The 18,455-nt window shown below is 64.9% G+C and carries 22 protein-coding genes and 1 tRNA gene; 7 read left to right on the forward strand and 16 right to left on the reverse strand.

What is annotated here, in order from left to right; all coding sequences use genetic code 11:
• Window positions 1-8: 8 nt before the first annotated feature.
• Window positions 9-485: an acyl-CoA thioesterase gene (locus tag NP511_RS05760; RefSeq protein ID WP_049964775.1), complete on the reverse strand. Its 477-nt coding sequence runs from the start codon at window positions 483-485 to the stop codon at window positions 9-11.
• A gap of 231 nt (window positions 486-716) precedes the next feature.
• Here NP511_RS05760 and NP511_RS05765 point away from each other — a divergent pair, with 231 nt between their 5' ends.
• From NP511_RS05765 to NP511_RS05775, 3 genes are all read left to right on the forward strand, one after another.
• Complete coding sequence (locus NP511_RS05765) at window positions 717-854, forward strand: hypothetical protein (protein WP_049964944.1); 138 nt, start codon at window positions 717-719, stop codon at window positions 852-854.
• 124 nt (window positions 855-978) lie between these two features.
• A complete protein-coding gene (locus NP511_RS05770) occupies window positions 979-2,277 on the forward strand; it encodes an NAD(P)/FAD-dependent oxidoreductase (protein WP_049964776.1) in 1,299 nt (432 codons plus the stop codon).
• Window positions 2,278-2,441: 164 nt separating this feature from the next.
• Window positions 2,442-2,654, forward strand: a complete 213-nt coding sequence (locus tag NP511_RS05775) for a hypothetical protein (RefSeq protein WP_006649435.1) — start codon at window positions 2,442-2,444, stop codon at window positions 2,652-2,654.
• Here the strand turns inward: NP511_RS05775 and NP511_RS05780 are convergent, their stop codons facing one another.
• The gene (locus NP511_RS05780) at window positions 2,655-3,371 is read right to left on the reverse strand and encodes a metallophosphoesterase (RefSeq protein ID WP_049964777.1); all 717 of its coding nucleotides are present in this window, start codon (window positions 3,369-3,371) and stop codon (window positions 2,655-2,657) included.
• On the reverse strand, window positions 3,368-4,441 hold the full coding sequence (gene artA, locus NP511_RS05785; RefSeq protein ID WP_049964778.1) for an archaeosortase A: 1,074 nt from the start codon (window positions 4,439-4,441) through the stop codon (window positions 3,368-3,370). Before artA ends, NP511_RS05780 begins: the two co-directional genes overlap by 4 nt.
• A 141-nt stretch (window positions 4,442-4,582) precedes the next feature.
• Here artA and NP511_RS05790 point away from each other — a divergent pair, with 141 nt between their 5' ends.
• Window positions 4,583-5,362, forward strand: coding sequence for a DUF7839 domain-containing protein (locus NP511_RS05790; RefSeq protein ID WP_049964779.1), 780 nt, complete (start codon window positions 4,583-4,585; stop codon window positions 5,360-5,362).
• 343 nt (window positions 5,363-5,705) lie between these two features.
• On the opposite strand, the gene NP511_RS05795 is transcribed toward NP511_RS05790, so the two are convergent.
• Genes NP511_RS05795 through NP511_RS05815 form a run of 5 tightly spaced genes read right to left on the reverse strand, consistent with a single transcriptional unit; the run spans window position 5,706 to window position 7,914 of the window.
• Window positions 5,706-6,473, reverse strand: a complete 768-nt coding sequence (locus NP511_RS05795) for a proteasome assembly chaperone family protein (RefSeq protein WP_049964780.1) — start codon at window positions 6,471-6,473, stop codon at window positions 5,706-5,708.
• Between the two features lie 7 nt (window positions 6,474-6,480).
• Entirely contained in the window at window positions 6,481-6,660 is a 180-nt protein-coding gene (locus NP511_RS05800) for an RNA-protein complex protein Nop10 (protein ID WP_006649430.1), read from the reverse strand.
• The gene (locus NP511_RS05805; RefSeq protein WP_049964781.1) at window positions 6,657-7,457 is read right to left on the reverse strand and encodes a translation initiation factor IF-2 subunit alpha; all 801 of its coding nucleotides are present in this window, start codon (window positions 7,455-7,457) and stop codon (window positions 6,657-6,659) included. Before NP511_RS05805 ends, NP511_RS05800 begins: the two co-directional genes overlap by 4 nt.
• Window positions 7,454-7,627 (reverse strand): 30S ribosomal protein S27e, encoded by a 174-nt coding sequence (locus NP511_RS05810; RefSeq protein WP_006181191.1) that lies wholly within the window; start codon window positions 7,625-7,627, stop codon window positions 7,454-7,456. Before NP511_RS05810 ends, NP511_RS05805 begins: the two co-directional genes overlap by 4 nt.
• 5 nt (window positions 7,628-7,632) lie before the next feature.
• Complete coding sequence (locus tag NP511_RS05815; protein ID WP_006181192.1) at window positions 7,633-7,914, reverse strand: 50S ribosomal protein L44e; 282 nt, start codon at window positions 7,912-7,914, stop codon at window positions 7,633-7,635.
• 165 nt (window positions 7,915-8,079) lie between these two features.
• Between NP511_RS05815 and NP511_RS05820 the strand changes: the two genes are divergently transcribed.
• The 3 genes from NP511_RS05820 (at window position 8,080) to NP511_RS05830 (ending at window position 9,119) form a co-directional block, all read left to right on the forward strand.
• A complete protein-coding gene (locus NP511_RS05820; protein WP_006181193.1) occupies window positions 8,080-8,358 on the forward strand; it encodes an HAH_0734 family protein in 279 nt (92 codons plus the stop codon).
• A 173-nt stretch (window positions 8,359-8,531) separates the two neighbouring features.
• Complete coding sequence (locus NP511_RS05825) at window positions 8,532-8,978, forward strand: GtrA family protein (RefSeq protein WP_049964782.1); 447 nt, start codon at window positions 8,532-8,534, stop codon at window positions 8,976-8,978.
• 66 nt (window positions 8,979-9,044) lie between these two features.
• A tRNA-Met gene (locus NP511_RS05830) sits at window positions 9,045-9,119 on the forward strand.
• Between the two features lie 266 nt (window positions 9,120-9,385).
• Here the strand turns inward: NP511_RS05830 and NP511_RS05835 are convergent.
• From NP511_RS05835 to NP511_RS05870, 8 genes are all read right to left on the reverse strand, one after another.
• Window positions 9,386-10,162, reverse strand: a complete 777-nt coding sequence (locus NP511_RS05835; protein ID WP_049964783.1) for an acetoacetate decarboxylase family protein — start codon at window positions 10,160-10,162, stop codon at window positions 9,386-9,388.
• 6 nt (window positions 10,163-10,168) lie between these two features.
• The gene (locus NP511_RS05840) at window positions 10,169-11,536 is read right to left on the reverse strand and encodes an alpha/beta fold hydrolase (RefSeq protein WP_049964784.1); all 1,368 of its coding nucleotides are present in this window, start codon (window positions 11,534-11,536) and stop codon (window positions 10,169-10,171) included.
• Window positions 11,537-11,958: 422 nt separating this feature from the next.
• Window positions 11,959-12,477 carry a DUF7529 family protein gene (locus NP511_RS05845; protein WP_049964785.1) on the reverse strand — a complete coding sequence of 173 codons (519 nt, stop codon included), beginning with the start codon at window positions 12,475-12,477 and terminating at the stop codon, window positions 11,959-11,961.
• Between the two features lie 50 nt (window positions 12,478-12,527).
• Entirely contained in the window at window positions 12,528-12,971 is a 444-nt protein-coding gene (locus NP511_RS05850) for a DUF7555 family protein (RefSeq protein ID WP_049964786.1), read from the reverse strand.
• A gap of 2 nt (window positions 12,972-12,973) precedes the next feature.
• Window positions 12,974-14,326: an ABC transporter ATP-binding protein gene (locus NP511_RS05855; protein WP_049964787.1), complete on the reverse strand. Its 1,353-nt coding sequence runs from the start codon at window positions 14,324-14,326 to the stop codon at window positions 12,974-12,976.
• Window positions 14,323-15,660 (reverse strand): ABC transporter ATP-binding protein, encoded by a 1,338-nt coding sequence (locus NP511_RS05860; protein WP_049964788.1) that lies wholly within the window; start codon window positions 15,658-15,660, stop codon window positions 14,323-14,325. The genes NP511_RS05855 and NP511_RS05860 overlap by 4 nt, the downstream gene beginning before the upstream one ends.
• Entirely contained in the window at window positions 15,660-17,393 is a 1,734-nt protein-coding gene (locus tag NP511_RS05865; protein WP_049964789.1) for an ABC transporter permease, read from the reverse strand. Before NP511_RS05865 ends, NP511_RS05860 begins: the two co-directional genes overlap by 1 nt.
• Entirely contained in the window at window positions 17,390-18,418 is a 1,029-nt protein-coding gene (locus NP511_RS05870) for an ABC transporter permease (RefSeq protein ID WP_049964790.1), read from the reverse strand. The genes NP511_RS05865 and NP511_RS05870 overlap by 4 nt, the downstream gene beginning before the upstream one ends.
• Window positions 18,419-18,455 lie beyond the last annotated feature (37 nt).

Raw genomic sequence — 18,455 nt, forward strand, 5'->3', positions numbered from 1 at the left:
CAGCGGCGCTAGCCGTCGGTCTCGAGGCCGCCCTGAAACGCCGCGACGGCCTCGCGGAACGCGTCGGGAATCCGGGTCGGCTCCTCGTTCTCGGTATCGACGGCGACCTGCGTGACGGTGCCGTCCGCCAGGACCGCGTCGTCGGCCTTCCGTTTCGCCCGGTACTCGTACTCGAGACTCGAGGTGCCGATGTCCGCGACCCGGAGTTCGTTGACGATCACGTCCTCGAACTCCGCGCCGGTTCGGTAGTTCAACTCGGTGTTGACGACGTGGATCTGCCAGCCGTCCGCGCGCATCCGGTCGTAGCCGTAGTCGATCGCGCGGAAGAACGCGGAGACGGCCTCGTCCTGAAAGGTGAAGTACTCCCCGTAGAAGACGATTCCCTGCTGGTCGGTCTCGGCGAACCGAACGCGGTTCTCGAAGACCGGCTGGAACGCGGGGCCGTCCGCCGCTCGCTCTTCGGTCTCCGTGTCGTTTGCTCCCATACCGACAACGCCGCCGCGACGGGCAAAACCGTACCGGCCACGGCAAGCAACCACAGTCGGGCAACCGCGACCCCGTAACGCCTCCCCGTCGCCTCGCGGTCCGCGGCCGCGTGGCCACGGCCGATCCGCGCGTCGCGGCCTCGGTCGGACGACGGCCCGGTTCGACGGTCGCTCGCGCCCCGCTGTGAATGCGTGCCGATGGCCTATCCGTCGCGGCGACGTATCGGACACATGGTCAAGCTCTCGACGCTCGTCGTCCTCGCCGGCGTGGTGATGCTCGTCTTCCCGATTCCGCCGATCGCCAGCGCCCTCGGCGGGGTCGCCGTCATCGTCATCGGGCTCGCGCTTCGATTGCTGACGGACGTGTGAGACGCGGCGGGAACGCGACGGCGAATCGGCGTCTCGCCACGGCGGCCGCGGAGCGGGTGGCCGGCGCTCCCGGTCCTGCACTGTTGGGTCGACTCTTTTATTGGTCGGCGATCGATCAACGGCTATGCACTCGACGCCGCAGGTAGTTGTCGCCGGCGGTGGGCTGGCCGGGCTCGTCGCTGCCCGGCACCTCGCCGCCGCCGGTACAGACGTGACGTTGTTCGAACGCCGCGAGACGACCGGGGGTCGGGTCCGCACCCTCGAGCGGGACGGCTTCCGATTCGACCGGGGCTTTCAGGTCTGCTTTACCGCCTATCCCGCCGTTCGGCGCGAACTCGACCTCACGGCGCTGCACCTCCGCCGGTTCGCGCCGGGAGCGACCGTCGCCGGCCCCGACGGGCTGTCGACGCTCGCGGACCCGCTCAGGGAACCGGGGACGATTCCGGCGACGCTGTCGAACCCGTACGTTTCGGCGGGCGACGCACTCCGGGTGGCCCGGCTCTGGTACCGGCTCCGGCGAACCGATCCCGGCGACATCTTCGCCGGGGACGACGAACGGATCGACGACTTCCTCCGTACTCGGGGGTTCTCCGATCGGTTCATCGAGGGTTTCGTCGCGCCGTTCTACGGCGGGATCACGCTCGATCGGTCGCTGGCGACCTCGCGACGGGTCTTCGAGTACACCTTCCGGACCCTCGCGGCGGGCGAGACGGTGGTCCCGGCCGCCGGCATGGAAGCGATCCCGGCGCAACTCGCCGACTGCGTCCGCGAGGTCGGCGGAACGATCCGAACGGGCACTACGGTCGAGTCGGTCGCGGCCGACGGCGGGGACGCTAGCGATTCCACGGGCTCGGTTACGGTCGAAACCGACGCGGAACCCCTCGAGGCCGACGCGGTCGTCGTCGCGACCGACCCGCCGACGGCGCGGGACCTGACGGGGGTCGAGTCGATTCCGACCGAGGCGCGAAGCTGTGTCACTCAGTACTACGCACTGCCGGCGGGAACCGATCTGGGGACCGGCCGTCGGCTCCTGTTGAACGCGACCGGATGGGGGCCGAACCACGTGGTGCCCCACAGCGCGGTCGCTCCCGAGTACGCGCCGGCCGACGCGACGTTGATCAGCGCGACCTATCTCGGAGAGCAGCCGGCGAGCGACGAAGACCTGGCCGAGCAGACCCGCCGCTCACTCGAGTCATGGTCTCCCAACCGGGAGTTCGACGACCTCGAGACGCTGCATACCGAGCGGATCCCGTTCGCGCAGTTCGACCAGCCGCCGGGGATCCACGACCGGCTCCCCGACGCTCGCGACCCCGCGGGCTCGGTCTATCTGGCCGGCGACTACACACAGTGGTCCTCGATTCAGGGCGCGATGGAGAGCGGGCGACGGGCGGCCGAAGCGGTCATCGACGATCTGTCGGGCTGATCCGTCGGTCGACTCGAGCGGTAGCGGCCAGCCGACGGTCGACCCGAGCGCCGGCGACGCTACCGCAGTCGAGCGACCGCAGACATCCGGCGTGTGTCGTACTGGACAGTCACTCGACGGCCAAACGACTACGGCGCTCGGCGTCGTTCCGTCGACAGGCATCCATGGCCATCGACGAACTCCTCGAGGGGGCGGACCTCACCGGGCGACAGGCGGCGATCATCTTCTTTAGCTTTCTCCTCTTGATCGTGCTGGCCGCCGTGCTGTTGATCACGTTCAGCGACTTCTTCCGGAACCTCGTGGTCACCGTTCAGGTGGCCGTCGTCGTCCCCGCTGCCCGACCGACTCGAGCGGCTGTCTCGGAACGAGTGGAGTGACTACAGGAGCCGTCGGCACCGTCCGAGCGGCGGGAACCACAGCACCTCGTCCGTCGCGGCGTCCCTGACCGCGGGATGGAAGGCGTCGGGGTCACGGACCAGCGGCGACTGGAAGTCCCGACCGCGCATTCCGTTGACGGTCGCGCCGGCCGCGAGGCGGGTAAACGCCGGCAGGACGATCACGTCCGCGCCCTCGTAGCAGTCCGGCCCGTAGAGGAGACAGGGGAGCTTGCGGCCCTCGACCGACAGCGCGGGGTGGTCGTGGCCGACGACGTACCGCTCGGCGCTTTCCACGGGGCGCTCGTGACCGTGACAGATCACCGTCTCGCCACCGTCCGGCCGGTACTCGGGAACGGTCTGCCCCGAGAAGACCTCCCCGAGCATCGCGTCGTGGTTGCCCGGCGTAACGACCAACTCCGCACCGGCGTCCGCGACGGTCGCGACGACCGCCTCGAGGTCGCGCTCGAGGCCCCGTGGCAGCCGCGAAAACGAGTGGAGGAGGTCGCCCGCGACGACGACCGTCGCCGGCGCGGTCGCCTCGAGTACCGCCGCGAGCCGGTCGCGAACGTCGGCACCGTCGTCGATCGGCGCGTCGACGCTCGAGTCGGCGGCCTTGCCGAGATGGACGTCCGCGAGAACGAGCGTCTCGGTCGTCGGGAGGAAGATCGACCGGTCGTGGACGGCGAACGGAACGTCGACCCCGACGCCGTCGGTCATCGATCCGCGTCGTCGTCGCCGTCCACGGACGGTCCGCTATCGTGGTCGGCGGACGCGCCCGCGTCGGTTCGCGCACCGCCGTCGGTCCGCATCTCCTGGCCCAAGGCGTCCGCGAGGTCGTACTCCGTGCCGGTCAGGATGTAGAGGACGTCCTCCAGGGGCTCGAGGATCTCGGGGAGGATGCGGAGGACGAGGTAGGTGATACCCAGCAGGGCGACGATCGACAGCGACTGGGCGATGAAGTTGTGGGCGACGATGTAGGAGGTCCGGTCGGCCGGCGCGCCCATGAACTCCGTCGCGATGGTGACGAAGATATCCTGCTGGAACCAGCCCCACGGCGAAGCCAGCCCGATGAAGACGTTCCGGACGAGATTCAGGAACCAGATGACGCCGACCGCGAGCGGGAAGGCAACCGCTTTCCGCTTGAGCGGCGCTTTGACGGCGGCGATGAGGCCGCCGAAGATGGCCATGCTCCCGATACCCGTACAGGCCGTGATGATGTAGGTCGTCCGGCCGGTCACCGTCTCGTCGGGATCGAAGGCAAAGCGGCTCTGATAGCCGTTTGCCCCCTCCTCGAGGCCGGGGCTGTGGCCGAGCAGCTCCATCCCGAAGTGGGTCTGGGCGGCGGTCGTCTCGATCAACCACGTGCGGACGACCGGAATCGTCTCGACGGGCAGGTAGATCAGCCCCATGAACGCGACGGCCTTCGAAAGCAGGAGCAGCGACTCCCGGCCGGTGGCAAGCAGATAGCCGGTGTAGGCACACAGCGGCAGCGCTGCCACCGTCAGCAGCGTCTCGATCGGGCTCTTGACCTCGAGGTAGTAGTGGGGAGCAAGCGTCAGCCAAAAGACGCCGAAGACGACCCACGCGCCCGCTGCGAGGTATCGCGCGGGATCGGTAGCCCCGTACCATTGGATGACGGCCGCGACGACGAACGCGCCGATCGCGGTCCAGGCGAGGGCGTCCGACAGGGGAACGGAGCCGATACTCATCGAGAGTACCGTCGCGGGTCCCGCCACGGGGTCGACAACCGTACCGGGGGCCGCGGTCGTCACTGGGAGGGGCGACATAGTCACGTAATCCCGAGGGACTCTCGCGCTATCAACTTGACGCCTCGCGGTCGTGACCGCGCTCCAGTCCGGCGAGACGCGGCGGCCGACCGACGGTGCGACCGCGTACCTTTTTGCATCGCTCCCGCTAACCATCGACACATGGTCGACGTCCTCGACAACAAGCGCACCGCGACGCGGTTTCGGATCCTCGTCCAGATCGCGGAACGTCAACCCGCGGTCAGCCAGGGGGAGATCGCCGGGGAAGTCGGCGTGACGAGTCAGGCGGTCAGCGAGTACATCCGGGAACTCGTCGATGACGGTCTCGTCGAGAAGGAGGGCCGGTCGCGGTATCACGTCACCAACGAAGGCGTCGACTGGCTGTTCCGGACCGCCGACGACATCCGCCGGTTCGCGGACCACGTAACCGGCGACATCCTCGGGGCGATGAGCGAGGCCGCCTACATCGCGACCGACGACATCGAGGAGGGTGATACCGTCTCGCTGTCGGTGAAAAACGGGCTCCTCCACGCGACGCCCGGCGAGGAGGGGCCGGCGACCGGCGTCGCGACCACGGACGCCGCGGCCGGCACCGATGTCGGCGTCACCAGCTTCGAGGGCGTCATGGACTTAGAGCCCGGCTCGGTGACCGTCCTGCAAGTCCCCGGCGTCCGGGCCGGCGGGAGCCGCGCGATCGAGTCCGACACCGTCGCCGACCGCTGTACCGACGCCGACCTCGTCGTCGCTGCCGGCGTCGAAGCGATCGTCGCCTGTCGGGAGGCCGGGACCGATCCGACGGTCACGTTCGCCGCGGGCTCCGTCGCCGCCGACGGGGCCAAGCGCGGGCTCGATGTGGCGGCCGTCGCCACGACCAACGAGGTCGGCCGAGTCACCGACGCGCTTCGCGACGCCGACGTCTCCTACGAAGTCCTCGAGGGCTAGTCGCCGTCTTACAGGCGTTCCCGATCGCGAACGCCGTTCTCACCACCGACTGTTGGCACCGGCTGGTTCCACGAAGCCGCTTCATCCGACTATAGTAGCCACTGAAAGTCATTGCACACCTGATCGAACGACGGCGTTGCGATCAGTGTGTGAATCGTTTCAGCGGCTACTATAGAATCGATTGGTTACGCGAGCGGTTCGTCGAGCAACGCGACGGTCGTACACCCCGAGAACGGGCGCTCGAGCGGGTCCTCGCGGCGGACACGGAATTAGACGACTGCCCGGTAGAACCTCGTCTCGCACAACAGCCGTAGAAATCGACCGGTACGCGTCCCAGCCCCGCCTAGCCGATGTAACGCAGGTCGTCGTCGGTCGGCACGTCCATCCCCTGTTGCTGTTCCATTTCCTGGATCTTGCCGATGACCTCCTCCATTTCGTCGGCCCGTTCGTCCAGGGACTCGTAGTCGAGTTCGAAGCCGAGTACGGCTTCGAGGACCTCCAGTACCGCCCGGGCGCTTTTGGGATCGACGAGGTAGCCGCTGGTCTCGCCCATCAGGCAGGTCGCCTCGAAGCCGCGACGTTCGCCCAGTCCGAGCAGGAGTCCCGAGACGCCGACGATACCGCCCGCCGGCTCGTCTTCGCGGAACTCGACGCCCGCGTCCTCGAGTGCCTCGAGCAGCGACTCGTCGCTGACGGCCCCGACGACCGCGTACTCCTCGATGAGTTCGCCCGTCGGGACGCCGCCTAACGCGTACACCTCGGTCGCACCGAACTCCTCGGCGACGTCGAGGAAGGCATCGGTCAGCGTGTAGTGGCCCGCGTTGCTCTGGGCCTGGTGATCGCCGGTCAGCAACAGGAGATCACGACCGTCGGGGACCTCGACGGCGTGGATCTCGGCGCCGGTCAACGACGAGACGCCGTCCTCGACGCTGACCTGTGGCGGGAACTCGCGGGAGTAAATCCGCCGGACGAGCGTACTCTCGCCCTCGAGTTCCTCGAGCAGATGTTCGACGGCCAGCGTGCCGACGTGTCCGACCCCGGGCAACCCCTCGACGAGAACGGGGTCGTCCAGTTCGACCTCGGCAACCGCGTCGATCTCGAGTTCGTCCATACCCCTATCAGCGGTTGCGACGTTTAAGAGAGCGTCGGTACTCGCCATGGGGGTCCGCGGGGTCGAGCGGTGCCGGCGCGCTGTTTTCGGCGTCGGCACCACACTCCGGACAGGTCGCAGAAAGCGTATACACCGGGCGGTCGTGGACGTCCTGCCACGCCGAACACACCCGGATGTCCGATTTCATTCGTCGTCGGTGCGTCGCTCGCGGTGGTACTCGCCCGCACCGCCGTGGCCCTCGATCGCGGCGATCGCTCGATCGGCGCTTTCCTCGAGTTCGGATTCGGCGGTCTTGTAGTTCGGTGCCTGCACCTCGATGCGGTACTCGGGCGCGCCGACGTAGCTTACTTCGAGGTCGACCTCTTCGGGCACTTCGCCGTTGCCCTCGGCGGCTTCCAGCGCCTCGCGGATCCCGTCGACGCCGCTTGGCGATGGGTTCTCGAGGTCGACGTAGCCGGTGACGTTGACGTACGGCACCGAGACGTTCTCGCGTGCGGTGTCGACGATCGACTCGATCTCGTCGTCGTCGAGGTCGGTGTCCGCGAGGGCCTCTTCGCCGTGGATGGCGGCCTGTTTGAAGCCGTCGTAGAGGCCACCGTGGGCCGCGATCAGTTCGTTCGCGATCGCGGTGTAGACCTCGTCGTCAATCTCCTCGCCGAAGGCCAGTTCCATCCAGTTGTCGGCCTTCTGCTCGTTTTTCCACTCCTGGATCTTATCGGAGCGCTGGTGATCGTTGACGTCTTTCAGCGAGAGGTCGATCTGCTGGGAGCCCTCGTCGACATCGAGGACCTTACAGACGACGATCTGTCCCTCGCGGACGTGGTCGCGGACGTTCTTGATCCAGCCGCTGGCGACCTCGGAGATGTGGATCAGTCCGCGTTTCTCCTCGTACTCCTCGAGATCGACGAAGACGCCGAAGTCCTCGATCTCGTCGATCTTGCCGACGACGAGTTCGCCGGGGTCGGGCCAGCCGCTGTATTTCATCGTGACTCGACTGTCTCGACGATCTCGTGGTCGATCTCGGCGTTTCCGCCGGTCGGTCGGGCAAGCGTCGTGCCACAGACGGCACAGGCGACCTCCGTGGAGGCCTTGCCGAAGACGGTCTGTTCGTTCTCGCAGTCACTGCATCGGACGCTGTAGAAATTTCCTGCCATTGGTATCACTCCTGGAACTCGAGTCGGCCGGCGCGCCATCCCTCGCGGAGGTGGGCCTTGCCGCACTCGCTGCAGCGGTATTTGAGGTCGGTCTTTTTCGTGGGCTTTTCGCCGGCGGGCACCTTCGAGAAGCGACCGGAGTTCCCGATCGACGAGGAGTTTCGCCGGGTGCGGCGAGCGTCCCATTTCAGTCCCGAGGAACGGCCGGTTCGGGACTTCTCGACTTCGTGTTCGTGGTGTTCGTTGCAGTGCGGGCAGTACGTATTGAAGCGGCGTGGCATCTGCATGGTTATCTCACTTGGCGTGGGCTAAGACACCGCTGTTTAAAACCCGTTTGGTTCGTCCCCGTCGCCGCCGGCCGTCGGTTCCACAATTGGTCGTCGAGCCGGCCCCGAACGGATCGACACTACCGCTCCGAAGCGTTTAATCGTCTCTCCTGTGAACGCTCGCGTATGAAACAGCTCATCATCCACGGCGATCCCGGCATCCGCAACGGGGCCATCGTTCGGTACGAGGGGGACGAGGGGGAGGCCGAGGTGGTCTGTTTCGGGATCAACCGCAACGGCGAGTACCACGGTCCCGATCGGGTCCAGCTCTGGTGTACCGTCGGCGACGAGGACGAGTACGAGGACTACGAGAAGCGAAACTTCACGCCACATTTCCTCGACGTCGATCGGGTCGACGCCGACGATGTCGAGGTCGTCCGGGCGAAAAGCGACCTAGCGATCTGATCGGACCGAGCGAGCGGCCGCGAGTCGTCTCTGGAACATCGTCGCAGTCCTGCCGGTCCGGCCAACGGAACCGAGCGGCGATCAGTTATTTTCGGTGACTGTCAGCTTCACGGATCGATCGCAAAAGGGAAATCGTTGCCGCCGACACTGGGGAATACGCTCGAGCATCCACGATGAGTGATTCCCTCACAGAGGCCGTCCGGACGCGGGTTCGAGCGTTGTTCTCACCGACCCGGTTCGGCCAATTCGCCGGGGTTGGCTTCGTCGGTGCGACCGTCGATATTCTCGTTTTCGCCGCGCTAAGCAGCGTTACGTCCCTTGTCTGGATCATTGCAAAACTCATATCCTGGGAACTCGGTATCATCGTCATCTTTGCGATCAACGAGCGGTGGACGTTCGCGAGCCACGGTGCTGTCGGGACGCGAGCGGTGGTCTGGCGGTTCCTTCGCTCGAACATCGTTCGGCTGGGCGGGCTAGCGGTGACGCTGGCAGTGTTACGGGTACTCGTCGAGCAGTTCGGTGTCTGGCTCGTCCTGGCCAACATGGTCGGCATCGGCATCGGCTTCTTCGTCAACTACACCTGTGAGAGTCTCTACACGTGGCAGGTCCATCAGGACTAACGGTAGAAACCCGCATACGGCGACCGAATCACAACCCTTAACTAGCACACTCGGGTATGAACTGGTAGCGGGATGGGATAGCCAGGAGATTCCGGCGGGCTCATAACCCGCAGATCGGTAGTTCAAATCTACCTCCCGCTATACTTCTGACGCGAGCAAGTTCGTGAGCGTCGAGTATGGCACAGTGGGAGATTTGAACCGGACAGCGCTCGAGCGAAGTGCGAGTGCCGGTTCAAATCTCTCCCCTGGTATTCTGTAGTGACCGAAGCCGCGAGTGACGGGTATCGCACGGAGAGCGCTCGACAGCGGAAGCATCGTTCCGACCGTGGTTCGAATCCCGGCCGCGAGCCGCCATTGCGGCCGTGGTCGAACCGCTGTTCTCCGCTCGAAGCGGTCGAACGGTGGGCCTACGGCTCTTCGACGAGGTAATCGCGGAGCCGGCGGCCCTGCGGGTAGGTGAATGTGACCGTCCCGTGGAGGACCGACGGCGTCGAGAGGGGGTCGACGGGAGCGAACCGCTGGAACCCCGACTCCGCGGGAAAATCGAAGTCGATGCGGTCGACGTCGGCCTCGTACAGTTCGCTGACGAAGGGGATCGGGAACTCGAGGAGCTCGCTGATCTGTGCGCGGCTCCCCGTCGGGTCCGGAAGCTTCCGATGGGCGTAGTAGTGGAGGTGGCCGGTGAGCGTGTCGATTTGATCGTCACCGACGCTCGCTTCGGCTTCAATGACTGGCTCGCTGTCGACCGAGAGCGTCGAGACGAGTTCGCCGTCGTCTTCCGCCCACGCACACGAACCGGGAAGACTCGGTATTCCGGCGTTCTCGCGGGTGTACGCCTGCAGCTGGGGCGAATCGGTCCAGTAGCCCACCCAGAACCGGCCGGGAACCGGCAGTTCGCCCTGCGCGTCACTGACCGCGCGACTGTCGTGATCGGCGACTTCCACCGTCAGATAGGTCAGGGTGTACGGATCGAGATGGGCCGTCTGCTCGGCCGACGGCACTCGATACATGTTCATCTGGACGAGGCCGTTCGGGTGCGGCTCGAGGCCGGGCGGCAGCGCCGCTTCGAGCACCTCGGGGTCGGCCTCGTAGCCGACGATGAGCATCCGCGCGTTCTTGATGAGCTGTGGCGGCGACACGGTCGTTCCCTCGAGGGGATCGGCGGGGAAGTCGTGGTCAGTCATGAATGATCACCTGTTGGCGTCGACGCCGACGTCGTCGGGTGCGAAGACCTCGGGAACCGGTTCGTCTCTGACGCCGCGGATGTCGTCGAGAATGGGCTTGAGATAGGCCCGGAACAGCACTGGGCGCTCGCTCATCGGGAAGTGACCGGTTGCTTTCATCTCGTGGGCGGTCGCTCCCTCGCCGATGGCGTCGGCGGCCTCGCGGGCGTCGTCGGGGTTGGTCAGGTAATCGTACTCGCCGTTCATGAGGTACATTCGGACCTGCGTGGCGTCGATCTCGTCGACGGACTCGCTGTAGTCGTGGTCCATCGAGTAGTAGTGGAGGTCGCCTTTGAGGACGCCGTTGGCACCCTGTTCGTACAGATAGAGCGTCTCACGGCGCGCCCACTCGGGGGCGTGTGGCGCCATCAGCCCCCACGTCGCGTGGGAGTTGACGTCGTTCGCGTTGACGTGTGGGTGATCGAGCCACTGGATGTAGAACCCAGGTGTGACCAGCCCCGCCTCGAGGCCGATCAGCGCCCGGAACCGCTCGGGGAACCAGTCCGCGAGTTCGAGCGTGACCGTGCCACCCATGCTCGAGCCGATGAAGACCGGCTCCTCGAGTTCGAGCGCGTCGGCGATGGCGACGATGGTGTCGGTGAACCGCTCGGCGGTGAGATCGTACTGGTCGGTCCACCACGATTCGCTCGACGGCGGGACCGACTTCCCGTGGCGCGGCAGGTCGTATGCGATCACCCGGAAGTGGTCGGTGATCTCCGGATCGTTCAGGACGTGGCGCCACTGCTGGTTGTTACAGCCGGCCGTGTGCTGACAGAGCAGGGGAATGCCGTCCTCCGGCCCGGCGGCCTCGTAGTAGATACGGTGGTCGACGCCGTCGAGGTCGACGGTGACGTACCGGCCTGTAATGGGCTCGTCCGTCGGCTCTTCCGGTCGGTGCGTCCCCACAGTGGGCGGTTCGCCGCCGTTGTGTGCCGTTCGCATCAACTCGAGCGCACGCTGGACCGATCGGAAGTTCTGGAAGATCGTTTTATGATTGCCGATGAGGTCGAAGTACCCTTCCTCGCCCTTGACCGCGGTCCGGTAGAAGGAGGCAAACACCTCGTTGTGGTGGGCCGCCGGGACCTCGCTGACGAACTCGTCCCAGGCCTCGCGCGGCCCGACGACGCCGAACGACCACGCGTCGTCCAGCCCCGGTGCCCGGACGTCCCGCACCTCGCCGTCCCGCATCTCCAGCAGGAAGTGGTCGTCGCCGATGCCGATAACGAAGTTCTCGTCGAAGGCGTCGCGGCCGTGCTGGGCCATCTCCGGGTCTGCGTTTACGACGTCTCGATACTCCTGCCACCACTCCTCGCTGGCCAGTTCGGTTGGTGCCATACTATGCGTGTTGTTCTCTACCAACATAGCATCGTATGCTACCTATCTATGATGAGAGAACGGAAGGTCGTGGAAACTGGCGCGAACCCGCCATGAAGGAGAGACCGGACGGCGTCTCGTCACGGAGAGACGGCGGGGACGCAGGCAAGCGCCATCGCGATCGTCGTCCGACGGCACATCCCGTTGACGGATCCGTTGGGGTTCGCCGTACCGCGTCGCCGACTCGGGAGTTTCAACCCGCTTGAATTTTCATCATTCGCTCGCGGGCCCGCGCGCACGTGACATCAGGACGCCGGCTGTGAACCGGGACGAAGACTACACTGATCGGTCGCTCTACAGGCGGAGCAGGCCGAGTGCATCGGGGCTTGACCCCGAGGCGGTTCACGCCACGGAGAGTGCGACGAGAACGGTGGCTCCGACGGTTATGCGTTGCCGGCGATGAAGGGGTCGTACTCGTCGTGTTCGAACGTTCCGAGGATCGTCCCGTCGATCGTCTTGAAGTGGGTATAGAGGGCACCGTCATCCTCGGCGGCCGTGATCATGCCGTCGGCGCGCGCGAGGTCGTATCGACTGGGGATCAGCATCGATCGCTCGGTCTCCGGGTCGATCAGTTCCGTGACGACGAACATGAACCCGTCTATCTCGGTGCCATACACCAGATACTCGGTGAACTCGTCGCTGTCGAAGGTATCGGTAACGGTCTCGACGTAGTTGTTCGGAATCACGTGCATGAGTCCGAATCGATCGTCTTCGCCCATGTCACGGCTTACCGTGTCGGTGTGTGCGGCCATGACGGTGACGACGTCCCAGCCCTCGTCGCGACGCTCTTGGGCGATCGCTTCCGTATCCTCGAGCGTCTGTTTCCAGGCTTCCGTCTGGACACCCTGTGGATCCCGGCGTCGGAACGAACCGGGATCGGCAGCGCCGATATCGTCGTGCATACCCCACTGTCCTCAGAGGAGCCGGTTAATTCTTTCCGGAGATGGAGACCTCAGCCGACCCCGAATGCGGTCTCCATGAGAAACGACAGCAACAGCACCAGGAGACTGCCGAGCAGGAGTTTCCCCGGCGGCGTGAGTCGCTTTTCCGGCGGCGGCAGTTGGATCCACCGAAGCGGCGGCAGCGACCGGACGAGCGACTGAAACCGCGTCGAATCGCGGGCAGCCGGTATCGCTCCGGCGACGCCACGGTTCGATGGCGGTCCCACGTCGTCGGGAGACGTCGGCCACAGCCGGACCGTCGCGTACGCGAGGAGGAGCCATCCGGCGACGAACAGCAGGGCCTTCGCACGGACGACTCCGCCACCGGTCGCGACGCCGATGATCAGGGCACCGATACCGGTGAGTGTCGCGACGGCGATCGCGTACGTCATCGCGTCCAGTCCGACGCGCCCGAACACCCGGAGTCGGTCACCGAACCCGTCGCTCGGTGGCATCGTCACCCGTGGCGGTTCTCGATGACGGCATCCGGGGATCGATACTCGTCGGTATGCCGGTGACAGTAGCTCTGGTGGCCACCATCGCTCATGTCGTGATACGCCGGCGGTTCGTCGTCACAGGCGCTGCCAAACGCCTCGTTGAAGACGGCGATCGCCTCGCTCTCGTTGTGATCCCGAGCGAGAGTCGCGATTTCGTCCAGAACCGACTGGACGCGCGCGGGCACCTCCAGGTCCCCGAACAGTTCGTCGTAGGTCTCCTCGACCGTCCCGAAGCGCGTGTCTTTCCCGACTGCCGCGCGGAGTCGATCGCGAACCGAGCGGTCCGCGCGCTGGCGCTCGCTGAGCAGTTCACGAAGCGTATTGAGCCGATTCCAGAGTTCGTCGTCGAGATCACGGTACTCCGCCGGACGGATTCGTGCCGGACAGCGCGTACTGAACGGGCAGCCGGCGGGCGGGTACCGCGGGTTCGGCGGCGTCCCGTGGAGCGTGATTCGGTCGCGTTCGACTGTCGGATCGGGTTCCGGAATCGCCGACAGCAACGCGTGCGTATACGGGTTCGACGGATCGGTGAACAGTTCCTCGGTCGGCCCGATCTCCATGACGTTCCCGAGATACATCACTGCGACCCGGTCACAGAGGTGGTGGACGACGGAGAGGTCGTGTGCGATAAACAGGTAGGTCAGCCCGAACTCGTCTTGGAGGTCCTCGAGCAGATTGATGATTTCGGCCTGCACGGAGACGTCGAGCGCCGAGACCGGTTCGTCGAGGACGACGAAGTCCGGCTCGAGCGCCAAGGTACGGGCGATACTGATCCGCTGGCGCTGGCCGCCGGAGAACTGGTGGGGATAGCGGTAGTAGTGTTCGCGCTGGAGACCGACGGTATCGAGCAACTCCTTGACGCGCTGGCGTCGCGCTTGCGGCGTCTCCCACTCGTGAACGTCCAGCGGTTCACGGACGATTTCGCCGATCGTCATTCGGTCGTTGAGGCTCGATTCGGGGTCCTGAAACACCATCTGGGCGTTTCGTCGCCACTCGTGGAGATCGTCGCCCTCGAGGGTCGTGATATCGACGCCGTCGAACCGGACCTCGCCGTCGGTCGCATCCTCGAGTTGGAGGAGCGTTCGCCCCAGCGTCGTCTTGCCACAGCCGGACTCGCCGACGAGGCCGAGCGTCTCGCCACGGTGAATATCGAACGAGACACCGTCGACGGCCTTGACCGGCGTTCCACCGAGGAGGCCGCCGTCCTCGTAGTAGGTCTTTAGCCCCTCGACTTCGATCATCACGTCGCCGTCGCTGTCGGTCGGTACGTCGGTCTCGGTCGCTATCGGCTCCTGGCTCAGTTCGTGACTCATTCGGTATCGCCTCCGGTTCGTCTCGCGTTTCGTCGTCGATGCTGGTCGACCGCCTCGTTCGTCGAGCGGTCGCCGGGACAGAGCAAGCACGCCGCGGTGTGATCGTCGGTCCCCTCTTCGACCGGGACCGGAACGGGATGAACGGCGTCGCACTCGTCGAACGCCTTCGGACACCGCGGTGCGAACCGACAGGACGTCGCCGGTTCGTTCGGCGTCGGAACGTTCCCTTCGATCGTCTGGAGCCGGTCTCCGGATTGTTGTCCCGGAATCGACTCGAGCAGGCCGCGCGTGTACGGATGCCTCGGATCCGAGAACAGCTCGTTCACGCCGGCCGTTTCGACGATTTCCCCGGCGTACATGACGTTTACTCGATCGGAGATCTCCGCGATCACACCCATGTCGTGGGTGATGAACATCATCGAGAGATCCCGTTCCGCCTGTAGATCGGCGAGCAGGTCGAGGATCTGGGCCTGAATCGTCACGTCGAGTGCCGTCGTCGGCTCGTCGCAGATCAGCAACTCCGGCTCGCAGGCAAGCGCCATCGCGATCACGGCTCGCTGACGCATCCCGCCGGAGAACTGGTGTGGATACTCGTTGACGCGGCGACGCGCGTCGGGGATGCCGACGGCCTCGAGCAGATCGATCGCTTCCTGCGTCGCCGCTTCACCCCGCAGTCCCTGGTGGAGCCGGACGGACTCCTTGATCTGGTTTCCGACCGTGTAGACGGGGTTGAGACTCGTCAGCGGGTCCTGGAACACCATCGCGATCCGTCCACCGCGCATGCGTCGCCGCGGTTCGCCGCTGAGACGCGTGATCTCGACGAATCCGTCGGTGATCTCCGTCGGCGTCTCTGGACTTCCGTTGGTGACGAATACACAGTCGTCCTCGTCGACGAGACCGAGTTCGTCGCCGTAGCCGGCGGCGACGACGTCCGCAAGCGGCACGTCACCGGCCCTCTCGCAGCCGAACGCCGCCGGCGTGATATCGATCGTCTCGCGGTCGAACAGGGCAACCGGGTCGTAGTCGGCCGCCACCGTCTCGAGGTCGACGGTACGATCCGGGAACTTCGAGGCGTATTCTCGAACCGTCTCGAGGTGGTTGAAACGGACGCTACTGCCCTGAAGGGTCCGTCCCGGCGAGTCGACGAGCCCCATGATCGACCGGGCGGTTACGCTCTTGCCCGATCCGCTCTCGCCGACGATGCCGACGGTTTCGCCCCGTCGGATGTCGAACGAGACCCCGTCGACCGCTCGGATAGTCTCCTTGTCGGTGAAAAACGCCGTCTGGAGGTTCCGAACGTCGAGGATCGGCTCGGTTGCCGTCTCCGCCGACATTATCCACCACCTCCGGCTGCTGCGGTACCAGTGTCATCTGTCCCGCCGGTATCCGCCTCCGGATCGATCGCGTCTCGGAGGCCATCACCCAGTGCGTTGAAGGCGGTGACCACGAGGACGATCATCAGCCCCGGGATGGTCGCGACGTGCCACGACGACGTGCCGACGAACGATCGCCCGTCGCTGACGAGTCGTCCCCATTCGGGGGTCGACCCTTCGATACCCAGGCCGAGGAACGAGAGCGCGGCCGTGGAGATGATGATCCCGCCGAGCAGGAGAGAGCCGTAGATCATTATATACCCTGCAATGTACGGGGCCATGTGTTTACGCATTGTGTTGACCGGTGACTGTCCGTAGCTCCGTGCGGCGTCGACCCACTCCTCCTCGGCGACCTGCAACGACGGGCCGCGGATCGTCCGCCACATCCCCGGCCAGTAGACGAACGCGAAGATCAGCCCGAGGAGAAGTCCGCCGTTGAGCGGTTCCGCGATCGGGTGATTCCCCTGGTTGAAGATGACTGATAACATCATCACGAGCAGAAATGCCGGGATCGAGATGATCGTGTCGCTCGCGATCACTGTCAGGATGTCGACGAGTCCTTTGTAGTAGGCGGTCAGCATCGACATCGTGACCGCGATCAGTCCGCCGAGGCCGATCGCGAGCAGCCCGATCACCAGTGACGTCTGCGCGCCGTAGGCAATATGGGTGAGCAAGTTTTGTCCCGATGATGTCGTCCCCAGCGGTGCCCACCGGTCGTAGTCGTCGTAACTCATTGGACTAATGGTGTTTTGCCCGTTCGATTGGCTGTTGAGGTTCGCCTGTCCGGGCGTGGTCGTCGCGACTTCGCCGTCGTCGGTGAGATACTCGACCTCGTACTCGTAGGGAGAGGCGATGTTCTGGTCTGCCGTGGTGGGACTGATTGCCGGTGCCCACAACGCCGTGACGATGAACATGAGCACGACGATCAGGCCGAACTGTCCCCAGTAGTGGGATCGGAATCGACTGAGCGTGTCGTCACGCGGCGTCCAGTCCGCCTGCCGGTAGTGTTCCCGAAAGATCGTATACCCTTTCCAGGTCCAGACGATCACGGCAAGCGCGTAGCCGTAGACGAGTAACGTACGAATCCCCCACGCCACTGCCGGTGAGAGGCCGAGGAACGTTCCGTCCCAGCCACCTCCGGGCGTTCTGTGGCCCTGATTGGAGATGACTTCGCGGCTCGTGAGCGTCGGAATCGACGACAGGGTGTTGAACACGCCGTCGATCGCGCCGTCGACGAGTCCGCCGACCGGCGTGAACGCCAGCAGAACCGCGATCGTGGCCAGAACGGCGGTCAGGACGGCCCGCTCGAGGAAGCGGACGATGCGATCGCTCAGACCGACATCGAACCGGTCCGTGACGGACCAAGACATGAACCTGGTGACGAGAACGGAGAGCCCGAACAGCAACAGCAACGTGATCGCGTCGCTGACGAAGTAGCTGACTATCGGAACGGTCGCCTCGCCGACCGAGTCGCCGATCCAGCTGGGTAGCAGCCCCACCAGGCCGATGACGTACTTGACTGCCCCCACGAGCTGGTAGACCCACCCCATGTATCGGCCGAACTCGAGGGCGACCAATACGGCGGTGCCAAGCAACCAGAACCGCGCCGGGTCGGGATTGTCGGCGACGCGTTTACGGAGGGGCCTCGATTCGTCTGTCGTCTCGTTCGGTTCGAAGGATGTACTCATACTCATCGTTCGTACCCCACTCGTGGATCGATGATCGTGTATAGGAGGTCCTGGAAGATGTTCAACAGGATGATGACCAGCGTGAAGATAAACAGCAACGCCCCGGCAAGCGGTAGGTCTCCCTGGAGCGTCGCCTGGAAGAAGATCTTCCCGAGACCGTTGATGTTGAAGATATACTCGACGATGACCGAGCCACCGATCAACAGGAACGCCTCGTTCGTGATGACCGGTACCAGCGGAATCAATGCGTTTCTGAAGACGTGTTTCCAGATGATGACGCGGTCGGTCAGCCCCTTTGCTTTGGCCGTCTCGACGTAGTTCGAGTTGATCGTCTCGAGGATGGCGGTCCGCCCGATACGGAGTTCCGCGGCCATCGAGGCCGATCCGAGGACCAGCGCTGGCGGAAGGATGAGTTTGATATCACTAGCGATCGTACTCCAATCGATACCGGCCGCCGTAACGAACGTCAGATCGGGCGTTCCTGTGATGCTGCTGATATCCGGGCCGAACGTGTACCAATCGAACCCGAACCAGCCACCGCCTTTGGTCTTGCGAAGGACGGCAAGGAGGATGATGCTCAGCCAGAAGTTCGGCATCGCCTGCCAGAGGATACCGCTCACGGAGGCGATGTAGTCGCTCCCGCTGTTGGGCCGCAACCCGGCGTAGAACCCGAGCGGGATACCGATGAACAGCGGGAGCAGGATCGCCCAGAACCCCAGCCAGAGCGTCGGCGGACCCGCAAACGAGATGACTCGGGTCACTTCCATGTCACCGTAAATGACCCAGGACTGACCCAGGTCGAGGGTCAGGAAGTTCGTCACGAAGTCAAGGTACTGTTCCCAGAGAGGGTCGTTGAGTCCGAGCCGTTCGCGCATTCGCGCGGCCTCGGCTCCCGACGCCTCGGGGCCGAGTCGAGCGGCCACGGGGTCGACCGGTCCCATCCGTAATAGTACGAATATGAACGTCATTACGAGAAAGAGGACCGGTACGGAGAGCAGGAGCCGCTTGAAGAAGTATCTCCACCGACTCATGGGTGCTTACGGGCGGTTCGGAGGTCGTTTTTCAAAC

Origin of the sequence: Natrinema thermotolerans (assembly GCF_031165565.1) — an archaeon.
Classification (GTDB): Archaea; Halobacteriota; Halobacteria; order Halobacteriales; family Natrialbaceae; genus Natrinema; species Natrinema thermotolerans.